This window comes from Paenibacillus hodogayensis, assembly GCF_039536325.1.
GTDB lineage: Bacteria > Bacillota > Bacilli > Paenibacillales > NBRC-103111 > Paenibacillus_AB > Paenibacillus_AB hodogayensis.
Map to the genome: position 1 here is coordinate 362,133 of NZ_BAAAYO010000014.1, position 26,696 is coordinate 388,828.

Annotated in this window: 23 protein-coding genes; 5 read left to right on the plus strand and 18 right to left on the minus strand. The window is 52.6% G+C overall.

Going from position 1 to position 26,696, the window contains the following annotated elements; all coding sequences use genetic code 11:
* Positions 1-8 precede the first annotated feature (8 nt).
* The 3 genes from ABD796_RS29630 to ABD796_RS29640 all read right to left on the minus strand — a co-directional run bounded on the left by ABD796_RS29630 (position 9) and on the right by ABD796_RS29640 (position 1,380).
* Complete coding sequence (locus ABD796_RS29630) at positions 9-725, minus strand: HAD family hydrolase (protein WP_344915231.1); 717 nt, start codon at positions 723-725, stop codon at positions 9-11.
* A 224-nt stretch (positions 726-949) separates the two neighbouring features.
* Positions 950-1,162 (minus strand): helix-turn-helix transcriptional regulator, encoded by a 213-nt coding sequence (locus ABD796_RS29635; protein ID WP_344915233.1) that lies wholly within the window; start codon positions 1,160-1,162, stop codon positions 950-952.
* Complete coding sequence (locus tag ABD796_RS29640) at positions 1,162-1,380, minus strand: hypothetical protein (protein ID WP_344915235.1); 219 nt, start codon at positions 1,378-1,380, stop codon at positions 1,162-1,164. The genes ABD796_RS29635 and ABD796_RS29640 overlap by 1 nt, the downstream gene beginning before the upstream one ends.
* A gap of 154 nt (positions 1,381-1,534) precedes the next feature.
* Between ABD796_RS29640 and ABD796_RS29645 the strand changes: the two genes are divergently transcribed.
* Positions 1,535-1,804, plus strand: a complete 270-nt coding sequence (locus ABD796_RS29645) for a helix-turn-helix domain-containing protein (RefSeq protein WP_344915237.1) — start codon at positions 1,535-1,537, stop codon at positions 1,802-1,804.
* Between the two features lie 232 nt (positions 1,805-2,036).
* On the opposite strand, the gene ABD796_RS29650 is transcribed toward ABD796_RS29645, so the two are convergent.
* The 6 genes from ABD796_RS29650 to ABD796_RS29675 form a co-directional block, all read right to left on the minus strand.
* Entirely contained in the window at positions 2,037-2,591 is a 555-nt protein-coding gene (locus ABD796_RS29650; RefSeq protein ID WP_344915239.1) for a hypothetical protein, read from the minus strand.
* Positions 2,592-2,770: 179 nt separating this feature from the next.
* Positions 2,771-4,000, minus strand: a complete 1,230-nt coding sequence (locus tag ABD796_RS29655) for a hypothetical protein (RefSeq protein ID WP_344915241.1) — start codon at positions 3,998-4,000, stop codon at positions 2,771-2,773.
* Between the two features lie 171 nt (positions 4,001-4,171).
* Positions 4,172-4,927 carry a hypothetical protein gene (locus tag ABD796_RS29660; protein WP_344915244.1) on the minus strand — a complete coding sequence of 252 codons (756 nt, stop codon included), beginning with the start codon at positions 4,925-4,927 and terminating at the stop codon, positions 4,172-4,174.
* Positions 4,928-5,142: 215 nt separating this feature from the next.
* Positions 5,143-7,194, minus strand: a complete 2,052-nt coding sequence (locus tag ABD796_RS29665; RefSeq protein WP_344915246.1) for an S-layer homology domain-containing protein — start codon at positions 7,192-7,194, stop codon at positions 5,143-5,145.
* 71 nt (positions 7,195-7,265) lie between these two features.
* Complete coding sequence (locus tag ABD796_RS29670) at positions 7,266-8,027, minus strand: hypothetical protein (RefSeq protein ID WP_344915248.1); 762 nt, start codon at positions 8,025-8,027, stop codon at positions 7,266-7,268.
* Between the two features lie 103 nt (positions 8,028-8,130).
* A complete protein-coding gene (locus tag ABD796_RS29675; protein WP_344915250.1) occupies positions 8,131-11,193 on the minus strand; it encodes an AAA family ATPase in 3,063 nt (1,020 codons plus the stop codon).
* Between the two features lie 57 nt (positions 11,194-11,250).
* On the opposite strand from ABD796_RS29675, the gene ABD796_RS29680 reads away from it, so the two are divergent.
* Positions 11,251-11,439, plus strand: a complete 189-nt coding sequence (locus ABD796_RS29680) for a hypothetical protein (protein ID WP_344915252.1) — start codon at positions 11,251-11,253, stop codon at positions 11,437-11,439.
* A gap of 180 nt (positions 11,440-11,619) precedes the next feature.
* Here the strand turns inward: ABD796_RS29680 and ABD796_RS29685 are convergent, their stop codons facing one another.
* Together ABD796_RS29685 and ABD796_RS29690 are read right to left on the minus strand one after the other, a co-directional pair.
* On the minus strand, positions 11,620-12,564 hold the full coding sequence (locus ABD796_RS29685) for a helix-turn-helix transcriptional regulator (protein WP_344915254.1): 945 nt from the start codon (positions 12,562-12,564) through the stop codon (positions 11,620-11,622).
* 178 nt (positions 12,565-12,742) lie between these two features.
* Positions 12,743-13,114 carry a winged helix-turn-helix transcriptional regulator gene (locus tag ABD796_RS29690; RefSeq protein ID WP_344915256.1) on the minus strand — a complete coding sequence of 124 codons (372 nt, stop codon included), beginning with the start codon at positions 13,112-13,114 and terminating at the stop codon, positions 12,743-12,745.
* Between the two features lie 129 nt (positions 13,115-13,243).
* On the opposite strand from ABD796_RS29690, the gene ABD796_RS29695 reads away from it, so the two are divergent.
* The 3 genes from ABD796_RS29695 to nspC all read left to right on the plus strand — a co-directional run bounded on the left by ABD796_RS29695 (position 13,244) and on the right by nspC (position 17,531).
* Complete coding sequence (locus ABD796_RS29695) at positions 13,244-14,434, plus strand: MFS transporter (RefSeq protein ID WP_344915258.1); 1,191 nt, start codon at positions 13,244-13,246, stop codon at positions 14,432-14,434.
* A 729-nt stretch (positions 14,435-15,163) separates the two neighbouring features.
* Positions 15,164-16,402 carry a saccharopine dehydrogenase family protein gene (locus ABD796_RS29700; protein ID WP_344915260.1) on the plus strand — a complete coding sequence of 413 codons (1,239 nt, stop codon included), beginning with the start codon at positions 15,164-15,166 and terminating at the stop codon, positions 16,400-16,402.
* Position 16,403: 1 nt separating this feature from the next.
* Positions 16,404-17,531, plus strand: a complete 1,128-nt coding sequence (nspC, locus tag ABD796_RS29705) for a carboxynorspermidine decarboxylase (protein WP_344915263.1) — start codon at positions 16,404-16,406, stop codon at positions 17,529-17,531.
* Positions 17,532-17,603: 72 nt separating this feature from the next.
* On the opposite strand, the gene ABD796_RS29710 is transcribed toward nspC, so the two are convergent.
* The 7 genes from ABD796_RS29710 to ABD796_RS29740 form a co-directional block, all read right to left on the minus strand.
* Positions 17,604-19,013 carry a sigma-54 interaction domain-containing protein gene (locus ABD796_RS29710; protein WP_344915265.1) on the minus strand — a complete coding sequence of 470 codons (1,410 nt, stop codon included), beginning with the start codon at positions 19,011-19,013 and terminating at the stop codon, positions 17,604-17,606.
* Positions 19,014-19,163: 150 nt separating this feature from the next.
* The gene (locus ABD796_RS29715) at positions 19,164-20,633 is read right to left on the minus strand and encodes an aldehyde dehydrogenase family protein (RefSeq protein WP_344915267.1); all 1,470 of its coding nucleotides are present in this window, start codon (positions 20,631-20,633) and stop codon (positions 19,164-19,166) included.
* A gap of 25 nt (positions 20,634-20,658) precedes the next feature.
* Entirely contained in the window at positions 20,659-22,080 is a 1,422-nt protein-coding gene (locus tag ABD796_RS29720) for an aldehyde dehydrogenase family protein (RefSeq protein ID WP_344915269.1), read from the minus strand.
* A 32-nt stretch (positions 22,081-22,112) separates the two neighbouring features.
* Positions 22,113-23,174, minus strand: a complete 1,062-nt coding sequence (locus tag ABD796_RS29725) for an aromatic ring-hydroxylating oxygenase subunit alpha (protein WP_344915271.1) — start codon at positions 23,172-23,174, stop codon at positions 22,113-22,115.
* 112 nt (positions 23,175-23,286) lie between these two features.
* Positions 23,287-24,042 (minus strand): SDR family NAD(P)-dependent oxidoreductase, encoded by a 756-nt coding sequence (locus ABD796_RS29730; protein WP_344915273.1) that lies wholly within the window; start codon positions 24,040-24,042, stop codon positions 23,287-23,289.
* 39 nt (positions 24,043-24,081) lie between these two features.
* The gene (gene lpdA, locus ABD796_RS29735; protein WP_344915275.1) at positions 24,082-25,461 is read right to left on the minus strand and encodes a dihydrolipoyl dehydrogenase; all 1,380 of its coding nucleotides are present in this window, start codon (positions 25,459-25,461) and stop codon (positions 24,082-24,084) included.
* A gap of 12 nt (positions 25,462-25,473) precedes the next feature.
* Complete coding sequence (locus tag ABD796_RS29740) at positions 25,474-26,694, minus strand: dihydrolipoamide acetyltransferase family protein (RefSeq protein ID WP_344915277.1); 1,221 nt, start codon at positions 26,692-26,694, stop codon at positions 25,474-25,476.
* Between the last annotated feature and the right edge of the window lie 2 nt (positions 26,695-26,696).

Consider the following 26,696-nt stretch of genomic DNA (forward strand, 5'->3'; position numbering starts at 1 on the left):
GAAACTCCTTACCGATTCATCTCCAGCGGCACTTGAGCGTGTCCCAAGTACGCGGCCACCTCTTGAATACCGGATATGATAGGATGATACGACAGTTCCTCAATCCCGCGGTTTCCGTACGCGTTGATGAGCAGGCAGTGCATGCCGATCTTCTGGCTCCCGATGACGTCGTCGTAATAGTTGTCGCCGATATAGAGCGACTCGCTCGCCGAGACATCTCCTCGGGACAAGGCCAACCGGAAAATGTCCGGGTTCGGCTTCTCCAGTCCGACTTCCGAGGAAATAACGATTTCGTCCAGCTCCTCGTCCAATCCATTTCGAGCGAGCACCGTACGGGCCGACTCGTCCCAGTTGGAGATAAGGCCCAGGCGGTATCCCAGACTTTTCAAATAGCGAAGCGTCTCCCGTGCCCCGTCGTAGGCTTTCCATTCGATCGGCCATTCCTGAGCCAAAGACCGTTGAACTTGAAGAACCTCTTCGATCGGCAGCGGCAGCCGCAAATAATAGTTCAGCGTACCGATATACCACGGCAGGAAAGCCCGGCTGTCTTTGCCAAGCACGCCCGGATATTCTCTCATGAACAGCTTGTCCGTCCGATGATAGGCGAGCGCGATCTCCTCGGCATTCCGGAACACGTCGAAGCGCTCCAGCGCCTTCCGGTATACGTCCTCCCGGTTCGTTCTTGCCAGCGTGTACCCCAAGTCAAACCATAAAAATCGAATCATGCTGTCCCCACGTCTCCCATTTCCTGTAGGATTTCCTTCATCATTCTCGAAATGTTTCATTTCCTTCATCTTCATGATAGAAACCAAGTGTTCGTGGAGCGTTAATTCCAGGTGGAGATTTCGTAAAGGTTGTTTTGTAAGGGGAGACCGTCCGAAGGGCTTTCGAAAACAGCAAAAAACGCCCGTAGAATAGGCGCATTGGCGTAATTCCGGGGCGTTCTTTGTCAAACAAAGATATTGAATATTATATTCGGAAACAGATCCTCTACCTCTTCCCCAACAATCTTCGCTATTTGCAAGGCTACTGGTAATAAAGGCGTTTTACGACCTGTCTCGATCATCGAGTACCCGCTCTTGGATGGGTATCCAAGCATCTTTGCCATTTTTTCTTGGGTCAGCCCTTTTGCACGTCGGGCATTTTGAAGACGGGTATTCATTAGCCCGGCTCCTTATCTGGTTCAATTGTTTGTTGAGCTAGCGATATAGACACAAAGAACTGATCCTCTCGCACAACCAACTCTTTCCGAACCGTTTTATAGGAAACGCCTTTTATAGATATGGAATCCACAACTTCCATGGTAAACAGAAGTTTATTGATATTTCCGACGTTTGTTTCCCAAGTTTGATTATCCGGGAAAATCCATTGAATGTTCATCTCAAAGGACACTCCTTTACATGGTTTAGGAAATTAAATGAGATGTAAGAAGAAGATGAAGAAATATGTAATTTATTTACTTTTTGTTGAATACTTTATCTGTTAGTGGTTAGTATAACAGAATGATAATGGTTTTAAAAGGAGTAATTCCTCATTGAGCGAACAGCCCATTATCATTAAACAAATAATAGGGAAAACCTTAAAAGCCATACGGATGAAGCATGGCTTGAGTCAAGAGGATTTGGCACATGAATGCGGTGTGGATCGGTCCTACATTTCCATGATCGAAGTAGGACGTAACGAGCCTTCCGTTACCAAAATATTTGACCTGTGCAAAGGACTAAATATCAAACCTTCCGACTTTTTCAAAATAGTCGAAGCAGAGTATCAAAAGTTTTCACAAAACAGCGGAGAAATTGAATAAGAGCGAGACGGATGAGTTAAACCATCGTCTCGCTCTTATGTTTGATGTGGGGTTGGAGGGGCGCTCCATTGGGCTTTTCATGAGGTTAAGGTTAGAATATAATGCCATTCTTCTTGTTAGTTCGTTATTACTTCCGCGAGGGATAGGTGCTTGATTCCAGTATGTACGAGCCACTTCATTTCCCTCCTTTGCACTTATGAAGGATTTCTGTAAATTCCTTCGATCCAATAGCTTATCCCTGAGAGACAGTACCAATCACGAACAACACCACACAGAGAGCAAATACAAGGAGCAATGCTCTCCACTTTTTAGTTTCAGTCGTTCGAAAAAAAATCGATGCGTTTTCGCGGCACAAGTAGAACAGAAGAAAGCCATTCCATAATATCCTTATCCCATATTTGGCGTAGGTCATGCCGATTCCTTGTTCAGGCTCCCCCAATTGTTGGCTTAAGCTTGAAATCGAAACGACCACATTCACATTACGTGTCACGGCATAGGCAAAATAAAACAAAGCAAGCCACCATCCCCATTTTTTTCCGAACCACATTCCAATGCTCGCTACTACACCAAGTAGACCCAAAAATCCGATTCCACTTTGCAGAAGCACGTTCGATATGCCGAGTTGGGATGAAGCTTCGCTGACCTTACTGAATACCAGCAGTTGGGTAAAAAGCAGACCGCCGCCCCAAAGTCCAAGCAAGATTGCCAGGAGGGTGACACCCACAGGGCGATCATACGAACCTTCTATAATGTCCTCTTTGGTCATTTTTGTATATAAATTGGACATGGTTATTTTCCTTTCTGTTCAGCAAGCCCTCGCAACAAACCACTTCACTACTCGCCCTCTCTCATGTTCAAACTGCAAGGAGGGAACGGTCAGCGGTCTGCGGTTCCCCTGTTTGACTCTTCCGACATTCGGAGCTCCTCTTCGAGGATATGCTTATACATCATCATTTACCGACTCTCTCATCTCGCCGGAGCATCGGCATTGCTCTTGACGACAGCCTCAGGCTGACTCAATGCATCGTTTCCGAAGTAATAGGCGTTCTCGCGGGAAGCGATCCACCACTCATTTTTGTCCGGTACTTTTTGGATGGTATAAGTCCAGCTGGATTTGGTTGTCAATTCGCTGGAAAAGAAAGATAAACTCTTCTCTGTCGCAAACAAAGTAGTGGCCTGGATGGTGAATTCGTTTCCCTTGATCTTTGCCGATTTGGGATCGACTCCGATTTTTAGCAACGTATATTTATTATCGGCTGGTTTGGTCATACTGCCGGCAACGGCCTTGAAGTACGGACTATCCGGCTTAATCCCCTTTAATTGGTTTGGATCTCCCTCGTTGAATGCTTTCGACCAGGCTAAGTTTGCATCGTATACTAGGTCGGCTGCGACTTTGGCGATTCCTGCACTTAACACACCGGACAGGTCGGCGACCGACGATTGTTTGACGTTCAACGTCATCGAACCTTCCAACGGCAGGCCGAGTACAGTTCCTTTTACCTGGAACTGTGCTTCCTCCGGCGCCGGAGATATCGTCGTTTCCTTGGATGCGTCGAACGGTTTTCCATTCAAGGTGACTGCCGCATCTTTCGGCTGGGGCGTTCTTACGGTCAGTCTGCTCTTCATCATCCCGACAACATCCACATTTCTTTCGCGCCCGCTTGTTAAATCAACGCTTCCCTTCACGGTCTCAGCAGCATAAGCGTTCGTAATTTGAGACTCGTAGTTGTAGGTCGACGGCCAAAGCATGGAGAAACGACCGTCCGTGTCCTTCAGCGAGCCGATACTCGTGACAATCGCAAGATCGCTTTTCTTCCCAATTTCCAATTGAGCAGGAGTCACTTTCAGGCTCCACTTGGGACCTCTCCAGCCGGATTTTTTAGTAAATTGGACAATGCCGCCCGATGTCAAACCGGAAGATTTGCGATCCTTCTCCGCAATTTGCGATGCCGATTTAATGGCCAGTTCATATCTGCGTTTCACACTGTCGTTAAGACTTTCCCGGAACGCCTCCAAGACCGCAGGCTGTTTCAGCTCTGGTTGACTCGGATCCAGCCATGCCGCGAACTTGTCTACATCATTCTGACTTAGCGCTTGTAATGCTTTGTTCTCCAATTCGGCCGGAGTGGAGGGTCCATTGGTTAAACGCGCCGTTCCGTAACTTCCCACAACAAGTACTAATCCAATTCCTGCCACAAGCAAGCGGTTCCGGGTTTGTTTAGAGAGGTTCCATTTCACGGCGTATGTATGCGGCCTGGGCATAGGGAGAGCAACCCCCGTACCGCAATTGCCGCAAAACCGATCCGTGCGCTGCACCTTATTGCCACATTGACCACAGTACAAATCGATCCCAACCTTTACGTGAACTTAAAATAATATCGAAGCGACCGCGTCCCGAAGCAGCACTCCGGATGCGGTGAGAACGATGACCGCATAAACCGTCATCGAAGCGATTACAAACGCCAAACGATGTTCTCGGCCTACTCCGTACACATCCAATGCCATGAGGCAAGTCAAAATAAGCGTAATCAACAAGCAGATGGCAACCAAAAGCAAGGAAAATGAAACCGATACAAAAGCAGCAATGGCAGCCACGATGAAAACAACTCCCGACGCCAGCTGCATCGAGCCCAAATAGGTGACGGTTTCTTTCCACCCTAACTTATCAGTTCCTTTCCAACGCCCAGCCAGCCATAATGAACCGAATAGAACAACCAGAGAAATAAGTCCAAGGATCAACATGTTCGTCGCGATCGGGGCTTTGCTCCCGGCCCCCTTCATGCCTTCCTTCACCAATCCGCCGAAAAAATCCATATCGCCCGTCACCGAACTGACCTTGCCGACAATGGAATTGATCATGTTCCGTTTTAAAGCCAATCCCCACAGAAAGAACCCGAGCAAAGATCCCCCCATGCCTATTAATCCATACACATACTCTTTGTCCGGCACTAGAGACAAACCGGCATCCGGTTTTTTCAAGAGATGCAGCAGTATGCCAGGATCGACCGCGCTACCCGACGTGTTGAATCCCGAGTTATCTTTCGCCTGCGCACAAGTGTGAATGTCCCCTTCCGTTAGTGCTACTCCGCATTGTGTGCAAAATGCCATCAAGCTCAACTCCATTTCACAAAATAGGTTCTTTATTACCATTTATCCATATATTAGACAAGTGCAATATTACTATTAATATATCGAGAATGCTGTCGTTTATTGTCGAATAAGAAAAATTTGTAATGTTTTGTTTTATAGTTACAATTGTCCCTCCAAGAATGGACGATAATAAAAACACAAACACCCCCACCAAATCGTATAAACGATTCAGGGAGGTGTTGTTTCGCTTAGCGTCTGATGTTCAGCATACGGACGATGGCGGATGCCGCTTCTGCGCGGGTGGAGAGCACCTGCGGAGCGAATTTGTTGTCCGGCAGCCCGCCGACGATGATGATGCCGGTCTCCTCGGCCTTCGACACGGATGGTTTCGCCCATGCCGGAATATCGGCATCGTCGGCAAAGCCGGTCTGCGGCGCACTTTCCTTGGCAAGGCCGGAGGCGCGCACAACCATGGCGATCATTTCCGCGCGAGTAATGTTGGCGTTCGGCCGGAACGTACCGTCCTCATAGCCGCTTATGATGCTAAGCTGCACCGCCTGGGCCACCGGTTGGACCGCCCAGACGCCGATAGCGTCCTTATCCGCGAAGGCAAGCGAAGAACCTTCCCCCTTCGGCTTAAGTCCTCTCATGAGCATGGCTGTAAACTCAGCCCGGGTGACGCTCGCTTCCGGCCGGAACGTGCCGTCCGGATACCCGTTAACGAATCCGAGCGCCACCGCCTTCCCGATCTCTTCGCTCGCCTTGTGCCCCGCAATGTCGGTCAAGTTTGGCGTAATAACCGGGTCCGGCGGCGGAGACTTGCTTTCCGCAGCCCCTATTACCGTCACTTCGCAAACGGCAGTGAATTCCCCGTCCTCCGTCTTCGCGATAATTTTCGCCTTGCCCGGCCTTACGCCCGTTACTTGACCGTTACGATCCACCTCTGCCACTGCGCTTTCATTGCTGCTCCATATCACCCGTTTGTTTAATGCCGCGTCAGGGACAACCGTAGCCTTCAACACTTCGCTGGCTCCCGTTTGCAAATCCAACGCGTTTTTATTCAAGCTGACGCTTGCGGCGTCGGTGCCGAGCGCATACAAGGTTTTGGCCGAGACCATGTAGACTGTTCCGTCAGTTCCTACAGCAGGGCTGTATCCTCCAAAGCCCTTGGCGTAATATTGCCACTGTACTTTCCCCCGGGGATCGATCGCGTACAACCAATCGCCTACTGCTGCTGCGGCATAGACCGTGCCGTCGGTTCCGACCGCGGGAGTCGAAAAGAGCGGTTGATAGCCGCCGCATACCGAGGCATTCGTCAAAAACGGTTTTCCGGCTTCCATCTCCCATTGAATAGCGCCATTCGGATTGTAGGCAAGCAGCTTCATATCCGACCATACATAAACGGCACCGTCTGTCCCGACGGCCGGCTTGGAATAGGTTTTAAGATCCGAGCTCCATTTCAGCGTACCATCCTGACGAAGAACATAAAGCGAGTCTCCGCTTGAGTCAAACGATTTCACATAAAGGGTACCGTCGGCTCCAAACACGGGAGGAATGTAAATACCGCCTCCATTTGCACGAAACGTCCATTTTTTCTCTCCATTCGGTTTGATCGCGTAAAGACTGCCGATTTTCGTGCCGATATAAATCGTTCCGTCCGGTCCAACAGCGGGGGAAGCCACTTCGTTCCCCTTCACTTTCCACTCCGGAGGGGGAAACTGTTCTTTCGTCTCCGCCGCATTAACGGCATACAGCCACTTTCTCGACCCGTCCGGATGAATAGCATACAGCTCGCTTACTCCTGGGGCATAGATCGTGCCGTCATCGCCAATGGCGAGTGCTTTAAATCTATACCGGCTCCACGAGCTGCAAGAGTCTCTGGCCACCAGAGCCCCTTCCCTGGCGAACTCCCATTTCAGTCTCCCGACCGAATCGATGGCGTACACTTTACCGTCGACGCCGGCCGCATAGAGCGTACCGTCGGAGCCCGTGACGGTGAAATAGACGACATCCGGCAATAAAAGCTCCCACTTTTTCGTTCCGTCCGGGTTAATGGCATACAGCTTTTTATTTTCCGCTCCCAAATAAACGGTGCCGTCGGAACCTACCGTGGGAGAAGTGGACAGAGTGGCGTCAATTTCGTTATAGGCCCACCTGACTTTACCGCTCGGACTGCCTTTATCTCCCGGTATCAGGAGAGGAGTCGTATTTTGATAAATAGCATCAAACTTTAGATTGGGCGTGATTTCCGCTGCGGCAAGCGAAGGGAGCAGCCCTAGGCTCAATACGAGGGAGGCCAAGAAAAGCCCTCCCGTTTTCCGTCTGATTGTCATAACGAGCTGCCGTACGAAGATTAAGGATAAGCTTCTCCTCACTTGGACGGCGCTTCTTTCGAGCCGGCGGTTGCGGCAGGGTCTCCGTTATCGAAATAAGAAGTATCCAAAATTCTTGCATAAATATAAGGGTTCAAATTCGGACTTTGCACATGGATTTTGATTTTCTCCAGACCTTCGACATTGAAGATAAGCTTCTTTACGTCGTCATCCGGTTTAACGGTAAGCTTTTTCAGAATCGTTTGGGCCGTGTTCGCCGCATTGTCGCTCGCGTTATACAGCGAGAACTCCACCTCGTGTTCGCCGGGACTGACGACAGCGGCATCCAAGACCAGCCGTTTGTATTTCCGGTCAGTTGTAAAAATCACATCTCCGTATTGGTCAATCTTTAAAACCTCTTGAAACTGCTTATTTTTCACCATCGTTTCTTTCGGGTCTTTGGACAAGATCGCGTAAATGTTGTCAATCTCCATCGGCATGGCGAAAATCGGCGTCTTCTCCGCGGGCTTGCCTCCGATATATATTTTTTGACTAACCGCGTCGAATTCGATCGGTATTTTTAGCGCCTCGGCCAAGGCTCGGACCGGCAAATAGTTGCTTCCTTCGTAATGAATCGCTGTCAGCAGGTTTCCGTCTTCGTCCTTGGGCTGCCACAGCTCTCCCTTTAACACAAACGATACGCCCCGGTTAAAATAAGCGTTGATCGGCTCCAAATTGGCCGCGGCATAGGCGGATCCGTATGAGCTGGCTAATACGGCGGCAACAAATGCCAAAATAATACCCATCTTCTTGTTCTTCACTTACTTTCATCCCCTCGTCAATGTATTCACATTCATTGTAAAGAGGGGAGCGCTTCAAAAGCGCTTCAAAACTCAATTGGAAACCCGAACGACTCCACTCATTTTAAGTAGAATATCGATCGATTTGCTCCAACGTTTCGGGAGATACCTTGTCGGCTCGGGCAGCTTCGGCTGCAAGGGGCGGCATCGGACGCGCCATGGCCGCCGGGCAGGAACCATTAAGCTCGCGGCAACGGTCGAAATACAGCTGTTTGCCCGACTTTCGGTAAAGTTCTTCGTTCAACAAGCGCCCAGCGGCTTGCTGTTCCTGCGACTCCGGATTCAGCTTCCACATCGCGTAACGAATGGAAGCCTGTTCTTGCGGATCGGGGTACTGCTCCAGCATCCGTTCCAGCAAGTTCATCGCTTCTTCGTAACTTATCCGGCCTATAACGGTCTCTACCTGCGTCAGAAGCACCTGAAGGCTGACCTCCATATCTTTCCGTTTCAGCCGATTGGCGAGCTGCAGAGCTTCTTCCGCCGTCTCTACAGCGCTTTCGTACCGATTCTGGCGTTGTCGCAGCAAGCTCATATAATAGAGAGTTTCGCATTCGAAGTAAGGAGTTCGCAGTTTTTGAAACAGCCGAATCGAACGTTCGAGCAAGAGGTCGGCTTCTTCCAGCCGATGCCGAGCGAGGCGGCTGCGCCCTTCATAACTGAGCATGATGGCCGCTACTCTCCAATCGTTGATCGCAACGGCTTCTTCGAGACAAAAAACGAAGCATGGCGTCGCCTGCGCATGGTGTCCCAGATACCAATAATACCTGCCCAACATACCGAGTGCATTAGCGAAGCCCATACGATCTCCGATCGAGCTGCTGATCTCCATTTTATCCGCGATGAATTCGAAAGCCCGGTCCATCTCGTCCATGTCCATATAGATCATCGAGAGCACGCCCATGGCTTGCTCTATGGAATATTTGTCCTTATTGTCCGTTGCGATCGAGATCTGCTTCTTGATCCAGAAAATCGCTTGGTCGTATTGGCATTGGTCATAAAACAGATGGCCTATAACTCCAAGAAATCGACAATCCTCGCGGCTTTGATTGTCAACATCGGACAATTCCGTCCTTTTCTTCAAATATTCGAGCACCTTGTCGTAATTGCCCTTATAGTAATGCAAAATACCAAGCGTCGTATAAACGAAAGTCAGACCGGAATGATCCTCCATCAGCTCGAAGCAGCGCTGCGCTCGTTCCAGATGAACGCTCGCTTCCTCATAGTTCCCCTGCAATCGCAAACAATTGCCCAGCGCCACGTCGCAGAGCGATCGTTCCCGGAGCGTTGCGGAGTTTCCCGAACGTTCAAGCCATTGCCGGTAGCTTTTCTCCGCTTCGACCCAATCCCCTACCAAAATCCATGCTTCGCCGAGTTTCATCAGGTAAGGCAAAATTTGTTCGGGGGGGAGCAGCAGACATAGCTTCCGGTAATAGTTGATCCTTGTTTCATTGGCGTACATCTTCTCGGCGGCTGACGCGGCCATCTCATAATAGGGAACGGCCTCCCCGCCCATTCCCGCAAGCTCCAAATGATAGGCGATTTCCGCGGCGACAGGTTCCAGCTTCCCGTCATGAAAAGCGACCAGCCCCTGCGCGATTTGCTTATGATCCCGCCTGCGCCTGCTGTCGTTCTTCAAATGGTACGCGACGCTTCTTACGAGGTCATGCGTGAAACTGTATTGCTTGTCTCCGAATTCCTGCATAATCTTCAGCTGCACGAGTTGCTCCATGTTGTCGAGGACCGTCTCTTCTTTCCTATCGAATACGACCGCCATAAACTCCGGCAACACGGGCCTTCCGACCGCGGCTACGGCTGAAATCAGCTGCAAACTTTCTTGCGAAAGCCTGCTTAACCGACTTTCGATGACGGATTTGACCAAAGGCGAAAGACGAAAGTCGCTCTGGCTCCTGCCGGTTTGCCATTCCCTCATCGTTTCCACGATGAACAGCGGATTACCACCGGTTTCTGCATATAAACCGGACGAATTCAGCTCCGCTAACGGAATGCCGACCATAGCGGCCATCAGTCGTTTCGTGTCATTCTCGTTCAACGGGGCAAGCTCGATTTCCGTAATCGTCCGTTCGATCCGAAGCCCGGCAACGAAATGGCCGAGGGCATCGTCCGCGTACTCGTCGGTCCTCATCGTCGCGATCACCAGCAGCTTCGCTTTGGAGCCGCTGTGAAGAAGATAGGCAAGTAGCTGCAAAGTTTCCTTGTCGCTCCATTGGATGTCGTCCAAGCAGAGCAGCAGCGGTTGTTCGGCCAGCAGCATCCGTTCTATCGCCTCGTACCATTTGTTCAGCTGCCAGCTTTCCTGGATCGGCGTCGGCATCGGCAAGTTCGGGAATCGTTCGAACAACTCCGGCAGCAATCGCGCCAGTTCGGACAGCCAAACCACATTCATCTGTGGCAAGGGAATGCTTCTGAGCCAGCTTGTCACGGGAGTATAGGACAGCGAACGCACGGTCGGGTAGCAGCCGGCAAATGCCGTTCGAATTCCCCGGCTTTCTACCCATTCCTTAAATTCCAGCGCCAATCTGGTTTTGCCGATTCCCGCTTCTCCCTTCAAAAGCAGCAACGAGGTTCTGCCCGCCTTGGCTTGCTGCCAAACGCTCAGCATGGTTTCCCATTCGGCGGTTCGGCCGAAAAGCGGCGTTTGGCTATACCCGCCTGCCGTATGGTCGCTTCCGTTCCGCATCAGCGTTTCGTACAGCTGTACCGTCTCCTCCGCGGGAGCAATCTCCAGCTCGGCTTCCAAAACGCGGCTAAGCTGCTCATACATTTGCGCAACGCCCGCCATATCCTTATTCAAGGCATACAGCCGCATGAGGATACGGTACGTTTCCTCCCTTTCTTTATTCCGGACCAGCAGTTTATTCGCAAATAATAAAGCCGACGCGTAGTCCCGCTGACTTTCCAAAATAGAAATAAGCTTATCGAGCACATTCAAATACGTTTGTTCCAGCAGCTCTCGCTTCGCATCGAGCCACTCCTCGTAAAATCCGGGCAGAAGCTCGCCCCGGTACAGTTCTTCCGCTTTGCGCAGCTCGTAGAGCGTGTTTCCTTGCGCCGCCTGTTCAAATTCGAACACATCCGAATAGAAGGGCAGCTCCTGCCTCCAATGCATATAGGCCGGTGTAACTTTTATGTACTGGTCTAATTGAGGAAGGCATTCCCGAAGACCATGAATGAGTTTCCGCAGATTGGAAAGAGCTTGTTTTTCGGTAGAGTCCGGCCAAAAATCGAAGGCAATGCGCTTCCTGCTTTGCGGCATATCAAAAGCGAGGACCAAGTACGCGAGCAGCAGCACGGCCTTTTTTCCTGGAATTTCCGTGATGGACGTATCGTCGAGGGCTATCCTCAAGCTGCCTAATAATTGAAAGCTGTATCCTGGCAAAATGTTACCCCCTAATCAGTCCGCATTGTCCGGCCTCTATCGAACTGGCTGCTTCTACCTCAAACATATCTCAAAGAGTCATCCTGTCAAATAGCCTGGAAGAACTAACGTTTGTCGAATTCGCAAAGCTTGGCAAAACAGCATGAATCGTTCCCTTCAACGGTAACGTTCCAACAGCTCGAGGAGCCTCCCACGGATCGCCTCCTTCAACTCTGCCGGCTCTTCCAGAACGACTTCGTTTCCTAAGGCAACGAAGAATTCCGAATAAAAGGGAATGTCGCTGCGGGACACCTCCGCCCGGATCGTGCCGCTCCCGTCTTCATGCACTTGCAACATGGGAGCCAGCCAGAGCTCGGCTTCGCAGCGCTGGACCCCGGCTCGGCTTACTTCCGCGAGCAGGCGGATAGGATCCTTCGTTTCGGAGTGATCCCGTACAAGGAGACGGACATCGCCCGGATCGAGCGGTTCCGTGCCGGACGTATCATAAGCCGCCTCGCGGATCCGATCGCACCGGAATACGCGGTATCCCTCGCGCAAAAAACAATAGGCGGTACAATACCAGAAACCGTTATTTGCATAAAGGCTGACCGGTTGAATCCTGCGGCTGTTCGTCTGCTCCTCCTTCGTCTTGTATTCCACGGTGAGCACCTTTCCACGTATGGCAGCCTCGAGAAGAATCGCCAGGCAAGGGGAATCCCCGCGTCTGGCCGGCGTAATGAAGTCGACCCGGTCTTTCATGCTGTCGATCCGGTCTCGGACATCCCCTGGCATATGAAGGTAGAATTTGCTCAGCGCGGAGGCGGATTCCGCCTCGAAGGGCAGCGAGGAATAATGGCGCAGGGCGTGCACCGCAAAGAACATCGCCACAGCCTCTCCCTCTGTGAATGCGATCGGAGGCAGCACTCTCTCCCTTATTACCTGGTAGCCTCCGTGCGGCCCTACTTCCGAGTAAAGCGGCACGCCCAGCTCGCTCAGCTCCTGCAAATCCCTCAAAATCGTGCGCCTGGAAACCCCGAATTCGTCGGCCAGCTCCTGCACCTTGAAACGCCGTTTCCGGTTGACCGTCATCATCAATTCCATCAGTCGTTTGGACTTGGGCATCCCCGCCAGCCCCTTTTTATAAGTAAATTCATGACAAGTAATGTCACTATTATGCTTTACGCTACGCATGGAAGCAACAGCTGATTGGGAGGAATCGACAATACGGAAATTGGGGTAACAAAAGAGCCTGTTGAAATTTCTCAACAGGCCGGTCAGGCTGCATTAGGTAGTAGTTATTTTAAGTAGAAGCGCCGGTTCTTTCGTCGATTTGCCGCGAATTGCCCCACTTTTGCACCCATTTATCCATCTCTTTCAGAGCGGTTTGGAAATCGCTCCCCTTCTCGGTTAAGGAATATTCCACCGTGACAGGTACAGTCGGAAAAACTTGGCGCCGGACAAGACCGTTATGCTCCAAATGACGCAGCGTATCCGTCAGGGACTGGGTTTTAATAACGGATACGTTCCGTCGAAGCTGGTTAAATCGTTGCGGTCCGTTAAGCAGCTCGTTCAGTACAAGAAAAGCCCACTTGGCTCCAAGAATTTGCAACACTTCGCATATGCTGGTATTTCCGGTTTCCGAACCTGTTGTAGAGGAAGCTTGTTCCGGCATACGATCACATCCCTAACAAAAAGTAAGTTGGTCCAAATACATTGCTTATGTCCCAATACTTTGCCTTCTTACAATTTTATCGTAACCACCCTATACTGACAATACCATAAACGGAAGGGAATGAACGCAATGCATAAATGGGCGGTTTACGTAATGGCCTTGGGCGTATTCGTAACGGCGACCTCGGAGCTGGTCATCTCCGGCATTCTTCGCGTACTTGCTAAAGACCTAAACGTTTCCATCGCCTTTGCCGGGCAATTGATCACGGCCTATTCGCTAGCCTTTGCCATTGGAACTCCTGTCCTGGTATCGCTGACTTCCCGTATGGAACGCCGAAAAGTGCTGTTAGGCTCGTTGGCCGCCTTCATTCTGGGCTGCCTGCTATCCTCGTGGAGCCCTAATATCTCGATCTTGATCGCTTCCCGCGTCATTCTGGGCATAAGCTCGGGACTCTACATCGTCGTTGCATTCGGTGCGGCTGCCAAAATCGTCCCTCCCGAGAAATTAGGCAGTGCGATCAGCACGATCGTTCTCGGCTTCAGCAGCGCCATGATTTTGGGAGTACCGTTCGGAATAGCCATTACGAACGGGTTGGGCTGGAAAGCGATTTTCTTAATTTTGGGGCTATTCACCCTATTAATCGCCTTCGTCATATCCCGCCTGCTTCCGGAGATCGATGGGGATGCGCCGATTTCCTTCCGGCAGCAATTCAAAGTGCTGGGAAGTGTCGTTATCGTAAGCGGTTTGTTTCTTACCTTTTTTAGAGAGTCGGGGAACTCGGTTCTGTTTACGTATTTAACGCCGTTTATGCAAGACATCCTTCATCTTAAAGCGTCCAACATCGGTATGGTCATGCTTGTGTTGGGTGTAGTCGGCGCAGTCGGTACGCGCTTGGGCGGTTACGGCATCGATCGCTGGGGGGCCGCGCGCATCCTTGCCTTCAGCACCATCGTTCTTGCTGCGGTTCTGGCGCTGCTGCCCCTGTTTGCCGGATCGACGACGATCGGATTACTATTGATCTCGCTGCAGGTACTCTCTCTGTTCATGGCAGGACCGGCCACTCAAACGTATTTCATCCAACAAGCGCCCCAGTCTTCCGGTCTCGTTCTCAGTTTGAATACATCGATCGTTCATTTGGGATTGGCGGCCGGTGCCGGGGCGGGCGGAGCGATGATAACCGCCAATTCCACCGTGCTCTATAATCCATGGATGGCGAGTTTCCTGGTAACGTTAGCCTTACTCTCTGCATTCTTCAGTTTCTCGATGGGAAAAAAACGATTGGTCAACCTGCAATCCCGGTTGCCCGAATCGGAGGGATGAACAAATAACGCGCAGAAGGCGAAGCCCGTATATAGCAATAAGCTCTCGAGATCCATCGATCTTGAGAGCTTGTGCTTGCGATTGCACCTCACCGTTCGCGCCGTCAACTCGGTTGCAAAACCAAAATACTCATCAAATATCATGATTTGTCGTATTATGTTGTGAAATCTTAAATATATGTATTGATATATCCGTAGTTTATGATATTATGAAAATGCGTTATTTGGAAAGCTGCTATTCAAAACACGGGATCTTTCCAAGCAGATAATTTTTGACCACATCCGCAAAGGAAGTAAAGGCCATACGGACAGCCGGGTCAAATGCCGAACGGCAACTTTAGTTGCCTTATTGATTGAGCGACAAGCTCAAATTTTATAAGTTAGGTTTCTTTACAACCAGTGCATCGCACATCAACTTGTGAAACGATCAATAAGAGTGGTAAAAGTGATTATTTGCTATATAGACTCTGATCCTGATTGATATATTTTGAATATTAAAGAGCTTTCTTCAAAAAAAAGCGACGTCTCCGGAATGGTGACTTTAATATTTCTGATTATATCTAAACAAGTGTGATACGCGACGATGCGTTTATTCACTTGTTTTTTTGTGCGGAAGAAACGATGGCAACATCAGATCGATCCCAACGAACACGGCAAGTGGCAGCAATCTGCAATTGAATGGATAAGAAATTGTGCTTCACCAAAATTGATGAGGTAAGGGGATCGAGAAATGGGAAAAGCCCTGGTTATTGGTTGTGGCGGAGTGGCATCCGTAGCTATCCACAAATGCGTTCAAAACAGCGAAGTGTTTGAAGAAATCTGCATCGCAAGCCGTACCAAATCCAAATGCGACGAGTTGAAAGCAAAACTGGATGGCGGCAAAACGAAAATTACGACTGCGCAAGTAGACGCAAATAATGTGGATGAGCTCATTGCTTTGATCGAAAAGGTCAAACCGGATATCGTTATGAACTTGGCACTGCCGTACCAGGATTTAACCATCATGGACGCCTGCCTGGCTACCAAAACGCATTACATGGATACGGCGAATTACGAGCCGGAAGATACCGCCAAATTCGAATACAAATGGCAGTGGGAGTACCGCGAGCGTTTTGAGAAAGCCGGCATTACCGCTCTTCTGGGCAGCGGATTTGACCCGGGCGTAACCGGCGTATTCTCGGCTTACGCGCTCAAGCATTACTTCGACGAGATTGAATATATCGACATTCTGGACTGCAACGGCGGCGATCACGGCTATCCGTTCGCAACAAATTTCAACCCGGAAATCAATATCCGCGAAGTATCGGCCAACGGGAGATATTGGGAGAACGGCGAGTGGATCGAAACCAAGCCCATGGAAATCAAGCGTGTCTATAATTTCGATCAGGTTGGCGAGAAAGATATGTACTTGCTTTACCACGAAGAGCTGGAGTCCCTTGCGGCCAACATGCCGGGACTTAAGCGTATCCGCTTCTTCATGACCTTCGGCCAAAGCTACCTGACTCACCTGAAGGCGCTGGAGAACGTAGGAATGACTTCGATTGAGCCGATTGAATTCGAAGGCAAGAAAATCATTCCGCTTCAGTTCTTGAAAGCCGTATTGCCCGATCCGGCATCGCTGGGACCGCGTACCGTCGGCAAAACAAACATCGGCTGCATTTTCCAAGGGAAGAAAAACGGCCAAGATAAAACGTACTATGTATACAACGTTTGCGACCACCAAGCGTGCTATAAGGAAGTAGGCTCTCAAGCGGTCTCTTACACGACCGGCGTTCCAGCCATGATCGGAGCGGCTATGGTTCTGACCGGAAAATGGAACAAGCCGGGGGTCTACAATATCGAAGAGTTCGATCCGGATCCGTTCATGGAAGAGCTGAACAAATGGGGACTTCCATGGGTAGAAGACTTTAATCCTATATTGGTTGATGATGGACAGGAAGCCCCTAAACAACCGGCGCTGGTGCGTTAAGATGCGGTTTGAGGATCTGCCCACGCCTTGTTTCGTCGTCGATGTAGCGCTCATCGAGAAGAATCTTAAAATCCTTAACGGCGTCATGCAGCGAACTGGAGCCAAGATTGTGTTGGCGCAAAAAGCATTTTCCATGACAGCCTTGTATCCCCTTATCGGCGAATACTTAAGCGGCACAACCGCAAGCGGCTTATACGAAGCCCGGCTGGGCCACGAAGAGATGGGCAAAGAAACTCATGTCTTTGCCCCTGCCTATCGGGAAGAGGAATTTGACGAAATCCTCTCGATCTGCGATCACATCATTTTTAATTCCTTCTCGCAGCTGGAGAAGTACAAAGACCGGGCCCTCCGCTCCGGCAGGAAGGTCGGCTTGCGCATCAACCCGGAATGCTCGACTCAAGTGGGGCACGAGATCTATGACCCGTGCTCTCCAGGCTCCCGGTTCGGCGTCAAACGGGAGGATTTCCGTCCGGATTTGCTGGATGGCGTATCCGGTCTGCACTTTCATACCCTCTGCCAGCAGAACTCCGATGATTTGGAGACGACGCTGCGGGCGGTCGAAGAAAAGTTTGGAACGTGGCTGCCGCAAATGGAATGGATCAATTTTGGCGGAGGCCATCATATCACGAGAGACGATTATGATATCCCCACCCTGGAAGCTTGCATCAAGAGAATGCAGAACCGATACGGACTGGAAGTTTATTTGGAGCCCGGGGAAGCCGTTGCGCTCAACGCAGGCTACTTGATTGCATCCGTACTCGATCTGCATAAGAACGGAATCGGGATTGCAATTCTCGACACCTCCGCAACTTGCCATATGCCCGATGTATTGGAAATGCCGTACCGTCCCCCGCTTCTGGACTCCGGCCTGCCTGGAGAAAAGCCGTTTACCTACCGACTTACTGGACAAACCTGCCTAACTGGAGATGTAGTCGGAGATTATTCGTTCGATCGGCCATTAGTGTGCGGCGATCGTGTAGTGTTCGGCGACATGGCGATTTATTCGATGGTCAAAACGAACACCTTTAATGGCATGGCGCTTCCGGCTATCGCCCTTCAAGACAAAGACGGCGATTGCCGGATCGTGCGCGAATTCGGCTATGAGGATTTTAAATACCGGCTCGCGTAGGAATTGGACATGCGCTTAAAAGCGGCAACGTTTGAAAAAACGTTGCCGCTTCTTGTTTAACCGTCCGTCCGTTCATAGACCGGAATCTTCCTCATCGAGGCGCCCTTTATCTCCGTTCAGGCCCATAACGTATTTGCGGATCAGGCGGGAAGCCTTGGTCTGGCTAATCGCCAATTCGGCAGCAACTTTGCGGCTGCTTTGAAGACGCTGGTAAGCACTCGTCACCATGGACCGCTCCAACTCTTCTAACGCCGCATCCAGAGCGGAAGGACGAGCCGCGGCAGCCGTGTATTTTTGAAATAAATCGGGCAAATCCTGCACCTCGATTACCGAATCGGTCGTAATGACGAGCCGCTCGATCAAGTGCTCCAGCTGCCGCAGATTCCCCGGCCAAGGGTAGTGGTTGAACAACGCAATGACATCCTCGGAGATCAATTGATTGGTCCCGTATTTTTTATTGAATTTATTCAAAAAATAATACGTAAGCGGCGTAATGTCCTCACGTCTTTCCCGTAACGGCACAATCTTAATGTCGATAACATTCAAGCGGTAGTACAAATCCTCGCGCCACCGTTTTTGCTGGACCATTTCCTGCAAATTGCGATTGGTTGCCGCAATAATCCGAATATCGACTTTTTTGGTCTTGCGCCCCCCTACCGGGATGAACTCGTGCTCTTGAATGACTTGCAGCAGCTTGGCCTGCAATTTCAAAGACAATTCTCCGATCTCATCCATGAACAACGTACCTTCGTTGGCCGCTTCGATTAATCCGGGCTTGCCCGATCGGGTCGCGCCTGTAAACGCTCCTTGTTCATAGCCGAACAGCTCGGATTCGAGCAGCTCCTCGGGGATCGCCGCACAGTTGATCGTCAGAAACGTGCCCTTCCGGCGATTGCTAATGGCATGAATATAATGCGCCAACACCCCTTTGCCGGTACCGGATTCGCCCTGAATGAGAATCGTGGAGTCGATGGGCGCCACTTTTTGACACAGCTTTAAAATTTGCTTCATCTTGGCACTGTTGGTAATGATAGAAGCCGCCGGATTCGCGCCCTCTTCCCCTTCCTTCTCGCCAGACTCCTCTGCGCCCTGGACCACGCGTTTGTAATGAAGCATTTGCTGGGAGGTGATGACGGCAAGCTCGATATCTCCGTCCCCGTTTAAGAGCGGAACCGCCGTCGTGATCAGTTCCGTCCCCAGATAAGTCGTCTGCTTCATGGTTGTTGTTTTTTTGCTTTGAAACAAGTCCGGAATAATCGACGGCGTCCAGTAGCCTTCGGCATACAAATCCATGACGTTTTTCCCGATCACATCCGCGGGCTTCAGACCATAATGCCTCTCGCATACGCCATTCACATAAACAATGCGTTTATTGCCGTCTACTACGAAAATCTCGTCCGACGAATGGTCTAGAATTTTCTGCAGCATCTCGCTATTGATTTCCATCGTTTTGTTCAAGGCGCTTCGATCCTCGCGCATCATCAATCCCTCCCTGTCATTGAGTTAAATATAACTCAATTCCGAGTCACTTACCACTCTTACGGATATTATACAAATACAAACGCTACTCAGGTACGCCAAAAGCCCGGTATCCGTCAATGGAACCGGGCCTTACGTATAGCGAACGGAGCCTTACTCGCGAAACCAGCCGATCGGCTCGACTTTTCGGTTAATATTGATTTGCTTGACCTCCTGATATTCCTCCAGGCCGAGCGTGCTCAATTCGCGGCCGATGCCGCTCTGCTTGTATCCTCCCCATGGGCCTTCATCATAGGACAGGTGATACGTATTCACATAGGTGATCCCGGCGCGAATTTTGCGAATCACCCGCTTCGCCTTGTCCATATCCCGGGTAAACACGGCGCCTGCCAAGCCGTAGATCGTGTCGTTGGCCAGTTGAACGGCTTCGTCCTCTCGGGTGAACTTCTGAATGACCGCAACCGGACCGAAGATTTCTTCCTGCACGATACGCATCGCAGATGTCACATCGGCAAAGGCGGTCGGAGCGATAAAATATCCGTGCTCGCAGCCGTCGTCTACCTTGCGGTATCCGCCGCAAACGAGACGCGCTCCTTCATCCCGGCCGATCTGAACGTACGAGAGGATTTCCTCCATATGGCTCTGAGTGGAGATGGCGCCCATTTCCGCTTCAGGGTCGTCGCTTCGACCGACTCGAATCCGGTTGGCGCGTTCGGCAAAGCTTGCCACGAAGCGGTCATAGATCTCGGCTTCTACCAAGATGCGGGAACCTGCCGAACAAACTTGGCCCGCTCCCATGTAAATGCCGTACAACGCATAATCCAGAGCGGTGTCAAAATCGGCATCGGCAAAAATCACGACCGGCGACTTGCCGCCAAGCTCCAACGCGATCTTCTTCATATTGCCCGTAGCGGCCTTCATGACCGTTCGGCCAGTCTGCGTGCCCCCTGTGAACGAGAGACAATCGACATCATGACTGCTTGCCAGTTCGTCTCCGATCGAGCTGCCGCGGCCGAGGACCAAGTTGGCTACGCCTGCAGGCAAGCCCGCTTCATCCATGATCTCAAATACTTTGACGGCCGTAACCGGCGTATTCTGGGAAGGCTTGAAAATGAGCGTATTGCCGGCCGCCAGCGCGGGGGCCATTTTCCACGCGGCAAACAAAATCGGGTAATTCCATGCCGCGATCAAGCCGCACACCCCTACCGGTTCTCGGACGATCAGCAAGTCCACGTCTTCGGTCGGCTTCAACGCGAGCGGTTGTTGCTCGACGATCAGCTTGGCGTAATAGCGAAAGCAGGAGACGGCTCCCTCGACATCGTAGACGGCTTCGCGAAGCGTCTTGCCATGGTTGGCCGCTTCGAGCCGAGCCAGCTCCGCCGTCCGCGCCTCCATCCGGTCCGCAATGGCTGTCAGATAGGCCGCGCGCTCGGTCTTGTCCATATCGGACCAAATCCCGCTGTCGAAAGCCTCCCTTGCCGCCGCAATGGCCGCCTGCGCCTCCTCGCGATCGCCTTCGGTTGCCTGTCCCATCACTTGGCCATTGGACGGGTTCACAATATCCCGGGTCCGACCGGTGACACTCATGATCCACCGACCCTTAATATACATGCCGAGTTTCATCCAGGGTGCACTCCTTTCCTTGGATCTAATTTCGATTCCACACAACCAGCTTCATTTCCGTCATTTCCTCGACGGCATACTTGATGCCTTCGCGGCCCAATCCGCTCTCCTTCACACCGCCATAAGGCATGTGATCCACCCGGAAGCTTGGAATGTCGTTAATCATGACGCCCCCGACTTGCAGCTTGTCCACGGCGTCCAAAGCCGTTTGAATATCGCGCGTATAAACACCGGCCTGCAGGCCGTAGCGGGAATCGTTGACCAGGTCGACGGCCGCCGCTACTGAACGGACCGAATTGATCACCACGATGGGTCCGAAAGCCTCCTGACAAGACACATTCAAGGCATGGTCCGCCTGCAGGAGCACCGTCGGCATCAGGACGCCGTCTTCCGTCGTTCCGCCTGTCGCCACCACGGCGCCATGCTCCCGAGCCTCCTCTATCCAGCTCTGCACGCGAGCCGTTTCCTGACGGCTGATCAGCGCAGACAGATCCGTATTCGGGTCCAACGGGTCGCCGATGCGAAGCTGCCGGGTCGCCTCCACAAACCGGCCGACAAAATGCTCGAATACCGCTTCATGCACATAGATCCGTTGCAGGGAGATGCACACCTGCCCTTGATTGCTGAAAGCCCCGGTCACGCAGCGGGAAATAATACGATCCACATCCACTCCCTCATCGATGATCACAGCGGCATTGGACCCCAGCTCCAGCGTGACGCGCTTGAGACCGGCCTTGTTGCGAATGGCGGTTCCCACTTCCGGGCTGCCCGTGAAGGTGACCATCTTCACCCGCGGATCCGTCACAATCTGCTCGCCGACGGTACGGCCGCTGCCGGTCACCACATTCAGCGCGCCTGGCGGCAATCCGGCTTCCTGAAACAAACGGGCGATAAAGAAAGCCGACAGCGGCGTCTGGGCGGCCGGCTTAAGCACGACGGTATTGCCTGCGGCAATGGCGGGACCAAGCTTATGGGCCACCAAATTCAGCGGGAAGTTAAACGGCGTGATCGCCCCGATTACGCCAAGCGGCTCGCGCATCGTATAAGCGATGCGCCCTTCGCCCCCGGGCGCGGCATCCAGCGGGATCGTCTCCCCGTGAATCCGTTTGGCTTCTTCCGCCGCGAATTTATACGTTTGAATCGTACGCTGCACCTCAAGCCGGGCAGTCGTGATGGCCTTGGCCGCTTCCAGTGCCAGGATTCGCGCCGCCTCGTCGGCCCGCTCGCTTAACAGCACTGCCACCTTCTCCAGAATGGATGCCCGCTGGTGGGCAGGCATCCGGGCCATCGTTTCGCGCGCCCGGTCGGCGGCGGCCAGGGCGCGATCGACTTCGGCTGGCGAAGCGGCCGGTATGTGTGCGATCGCTTCTCCGGAATAGGGCGACCGCAAAACCGTTTCGTCTGGCGCGTCTACCCACTCTCCGTCGATGAACAACTGCTGTTTCATTTCCCCACATCCTCTCGTTGTCTGGACTGCCGTTAGCGCGGGCCAAGCGCAGACTGGACCAATTGGGCAAAATGGTAAACCCCGTGCTCGGTCGGCGAACAAATGCCCCGGTCAAATGCCGAGGAACGATACCCCACTTGAGCCAGTTCGACCAGTTCAACATCTTCTTGTCTGACCTGATCGGCGAAAGCCATCAATTGTTTTTGCTCAGCCGTCGGTTCGTCGCCTTCCAGATAGAACGTATAGACCCCCATCGTCGTCTCATGGTCAATCGGCAGCATCTGGATGGTCGAAATATTGCCGGGTCCCGGATAAACCGTCACCATCGTATTGGGCCACAGCCAGTAGAATCGCCCTTCCTGAACCTCTGCGGTCTGCAGGTCGGTGCGGCCGGCTTTGAGACCGGTTCCTTGAATATTGCAATAATCGCCATTGATAATGTGATACTTCTTCATATCGAGCGTGGAAACAAAGCCGGGATGGGCTATCGGGCAATGGTCGCATTCCAGGAAATTGTCGATAAATACTTTCCAGTTGCAGCCAATGACCCGTTTTTTGACTTCGATTTTCTTCAAATTGCCCATGAACGAAAATACGCGGATATCTTCAAAAAAATCGCGATACGTATCCAATAAGGCCGGCGCTTGATCGTCCAGGTTGACGAACATAAACGAGGATTCGATTTCCAGGCGTATCGGCTTCAAGTCGAAGGCGCCTGTGCATAGCTCGGAACAGTCTTTAAAATTCGGCGTTTTATTCAATCCGCCATCCAGCTTGTACGTCCAGCCGTGGTACGAGCACATCAATATTTTCTTGGAGCCGAACTCTTCCTTCTCCACTTTCGTGGCGCGATGGGCGCATACATTGTAGAATGCCCGAATTACGCCGTCCTGCCCATGAGTGACAATAATCGGTTGGCCCGCTACCTCACAAGTATAGAAGTCTCCGGGCTTGGCCACAAGACTGGACATGCCGACGAAATTCCAGGAACGCGAGAAAATCTTTTGCTTTTCCTCCCGGTACACTTGAGGGTCCGTGTATAACGCGTAAGGCATGGTTTGAAAAAATGGAGCTTCGGCAGATGGATTCGTCATATGAAACTCTCCTCTTCTCTTTCTATTTTCCTTCATGGGCTTCACGGGATAGGACCCTTCTCTACCGGGCTATCCGATTCCGAAACTCCTCCCCGGGAGAGGAGCCATTCCTTTACATGGCTGTCCAGCCGCCGTCAATCGGCAAAGCAATTCCGGTAATAAACGAGGAGGCGTCCGAAGCGAGGAACAACACGGATTGCGCGACCTCGTCCGGACTTCCCAGTCTGCGCATCGGCGTTGACGCCAGCAGCGCTTGATGCTCCTCGGGATTGTTGATATCCTTCTCCGTCATGGCCGTGCGAATGATGCCCGGGCAAATGGCGTTGACGCGGATATGGGATGCCCCGTACTCGACCGCCAGCGAGCGTGTCAAGGCGAGAACCCCTCCTTTGGAAGCCGTGTAGGCATCCCAAGCGTACCCGCCGGTCAGAGCCACAATAGAGGAGGCATTAATGATGGACCCGCCTCCTTGCTTCACCATCAACGGCAAAACCGCTTTGCAAAACTGGTACGTGCCCTTTAAATTGACCCGGATCGTCTGATCCCACACTTCCTCGGTCACATCGACAATATAGCCTTCGCCCGGCAGCACGATGCCGGCATTGTTAAATAAAATATCGATCGTTCCGAACGCGTCCACGGCCGTCTCTACGGTGCGCAATGCCACCTCCTGGCTGGCGACATCGCCGCAGGACATGACCGCTTGTCCGCCAAGCGCGCGAATCTCCGCGACGGTCTGCTCCGCCGCTTGCGGATTGTAGTCGTTAATGACCAGTTTGCAGCCTTCCCGGGCGAACAGGATGGCCGTCGCCTTGCCAATTCCGGCCCCTGCTCCGGTGATTACCGCCACTTTACCCTGTAAACCCATCTTGTTGTCCTCCCGTGTTCGTGTTGTCTGCCCATCTCCTTAGCTGTGGAGCGCCTGTCCCTTCGCATCCAAGACCGCTTCATAGATCGCCTCGGATAGCGTCGGATGCGCTGCAATCCATCCTTCGAGCCCGTCGACGGTCATCTCGCTATGGATCATCAAGGAGCCTTGTCCAATCAACTCGGTCGCCCGCGGTCCGACAATCGAGACGCCGACGATTTGTTCATAGACCGGCTCCACCAGCACCTTCACTTTCCCCGCCTGCTGATCCAAAATCAGCGCCTTGCCGATAGCTGCGAAGGCAAATTCCCCGATTCGAATGTCCCCATATGCTTCCCGGGCCTGCCGTTCGTTCAAGCCGACACTGGCAATCTCCGGCGATGTATAGATGCAACGCGGAATCACGGCAGCATGCGGTGCCTGCTCTTGTCCGCATGCATGCCGAGCGGCGGTCTCTCCTTCATGGAAGGCGACATGGGCCAGTTGAATCCCGCCGATCACGTCCCCGCAAGCGTAAATATGCGGGACCGCTGTCTGCATGTGCGCATTGACCGCGATGCCCCGGGCCGTCGCCGTGACACCGATGCGTTCCAGACCCAAATCGCGAATCCGCGGTTTGCGTCCCGCCGCGATCAGCACCCGCTCAAACGAATGGCGCGCGACGGACGAAGCGTTCTTCAATTCCACTTGCTTGTCCGCTCGGAGCACCCGGTGCAGAGTCGTTTCCGTGCGAATCTCGACGCCCTGTCGGGACAACTCCCCGTGCAGCACTTGGGCAATATCCGCATCTTCGCCCGGCAGCAGTTGGAGACCCATTTCGACCAAGGTGACCTGGGTTCCCATCTGGCTATAGATACTTGCAAACTCGCAGCCAATCACGCCTCCGCCCACAATCAATAACGACTCGGGAATACTCGGTAATGCCATCGCTTGCTTGCTGTGAATGATCCATTCCCCGTCATAAGGCGCGGCAGCCAGCTCGACCGGTTCGGAACCCGTCGCCACAATAAATCGATCGGCTTGAATACGGATCGTCCCGCCTTCCTGGCGCACCTCCAGCGTGCGGGCATCGGCAAACCGGGCGCTTCCCCGCACAACGGCGATCTTATTCTTTTTCATCAAATACCCGATACCTTGAACGAGCTTGGCTACTACCTGATCCTTATACGCTTGGACGCGCGGCCACTGTATGCCAGCCCCCTTGAGAGGCACCTCGATGCCGAAGTGTCCGGCCCGTTGAACCGCGGTCCACACTTCCGCACTTTCCAGCAGCGCCTTAGTCGGCATGCAGCCTTCATTCAAGCATGTTCCTCCGAGCGCCTGCTCTTCAACCAACGTCACATCGGCCCCTTGGCGGGAAGCGGTAATCGCGGCGACATAACCGGCCGGACCGCCTCCAATAACGGCTACCTTGCTCACAGCGGGTCCTCCTTAAAATAGTAAGCTGAGCGGCTTTTCCAAATTTCCCTTCACCGCATTCAAAAATTGGGCAGCCGGCACTCCATCCAATACCCGGTGATCAAACGTCAAGCTGAGCGGCAGCATCGTTCTGCGCTGCAAGTCATCCCCCATGTAGACCGGTTCATCCTTCGCCGTCCCGATTCCCAATATCCCGGCTTCCGGCGGATTCAACACCGGCGTGAAATATTCGATCCCGAATGCGCCCAGATTGGTCAAAGTAAAGGTGGAACCGCTCATTTCATCCGGAGACAACTGGTTGGCCTTGGCCCGCTGGCTGAGCGATTTGATCCCGCGAGACAGGTCGACGACCGATGCCTGGTGGACATGGCGCATGACCGGTACGACCAGTCCGTTCTCCACCGCGACGGCAACGGCCAGATGCACGTGGCCGTAGACTTCGATGCAGCCGTCCCGGTAGGCGCTATTCATCCCCTTATGCGCCTGCAGCGCCAGCACGACGGCTTTGGCGATAAAGTCCGTCAAGGTCAGCTTGATGCCATGCTGATCTTGGACATGGGGGACGGCCTGTTTGTGCAGGGCTGCCAGTTCCGTCACATCCGCCTTCGCATGCAAGGTCAGCTGCGCGCTTTGCTGCAAGCTTTCCGTCATGCGGGCGGCTATCGCTTTACGCATCCCGGCTACCGGGATACGCTCGACGGACTCCTCGGCGCAGGTGCCTGCCGGACTGCATACAGCCTGCTGCCGATGCGACTCCAATGCCGTCTGCACGTCCCGCTTCGTAATGCGCCGACCCGGTCCGGTTCCGATTAAGGAGCCTAGATCCAGACCGCTTTCCCGCGCCATCTTTTTGGCGACCGGTGTCGCCACTATACGACCGCCGGACCGGCTCACCGTATCCTCTGCCGGCTTCATAGGCAGCTGCGGCGACGGAGCGGACAATGCCGGCGGCGCCGTTTCCGGGCGAACCGGCTCTGGCGTTGCGAAGGCCTCCCCCGGCTGGCCGATGTGGCCGATTGCCGTCCCATACGGAACCGTCTCGTCTTCATGGACCTGTATATTCAGCAGAACGCCGTCGGCTCCGGCTGCAATTTGGGTTGTCGTCTTCTCGGTGCTGATTTCCACGAGGGCTTCCCCTTTTGCCACGGAATCACCGACAGACTTTAACCATTTCACCACCGTTCCTTCGACCATCGACATACCCAATTTAGGCATAATGACTTCTGTAGCCATAA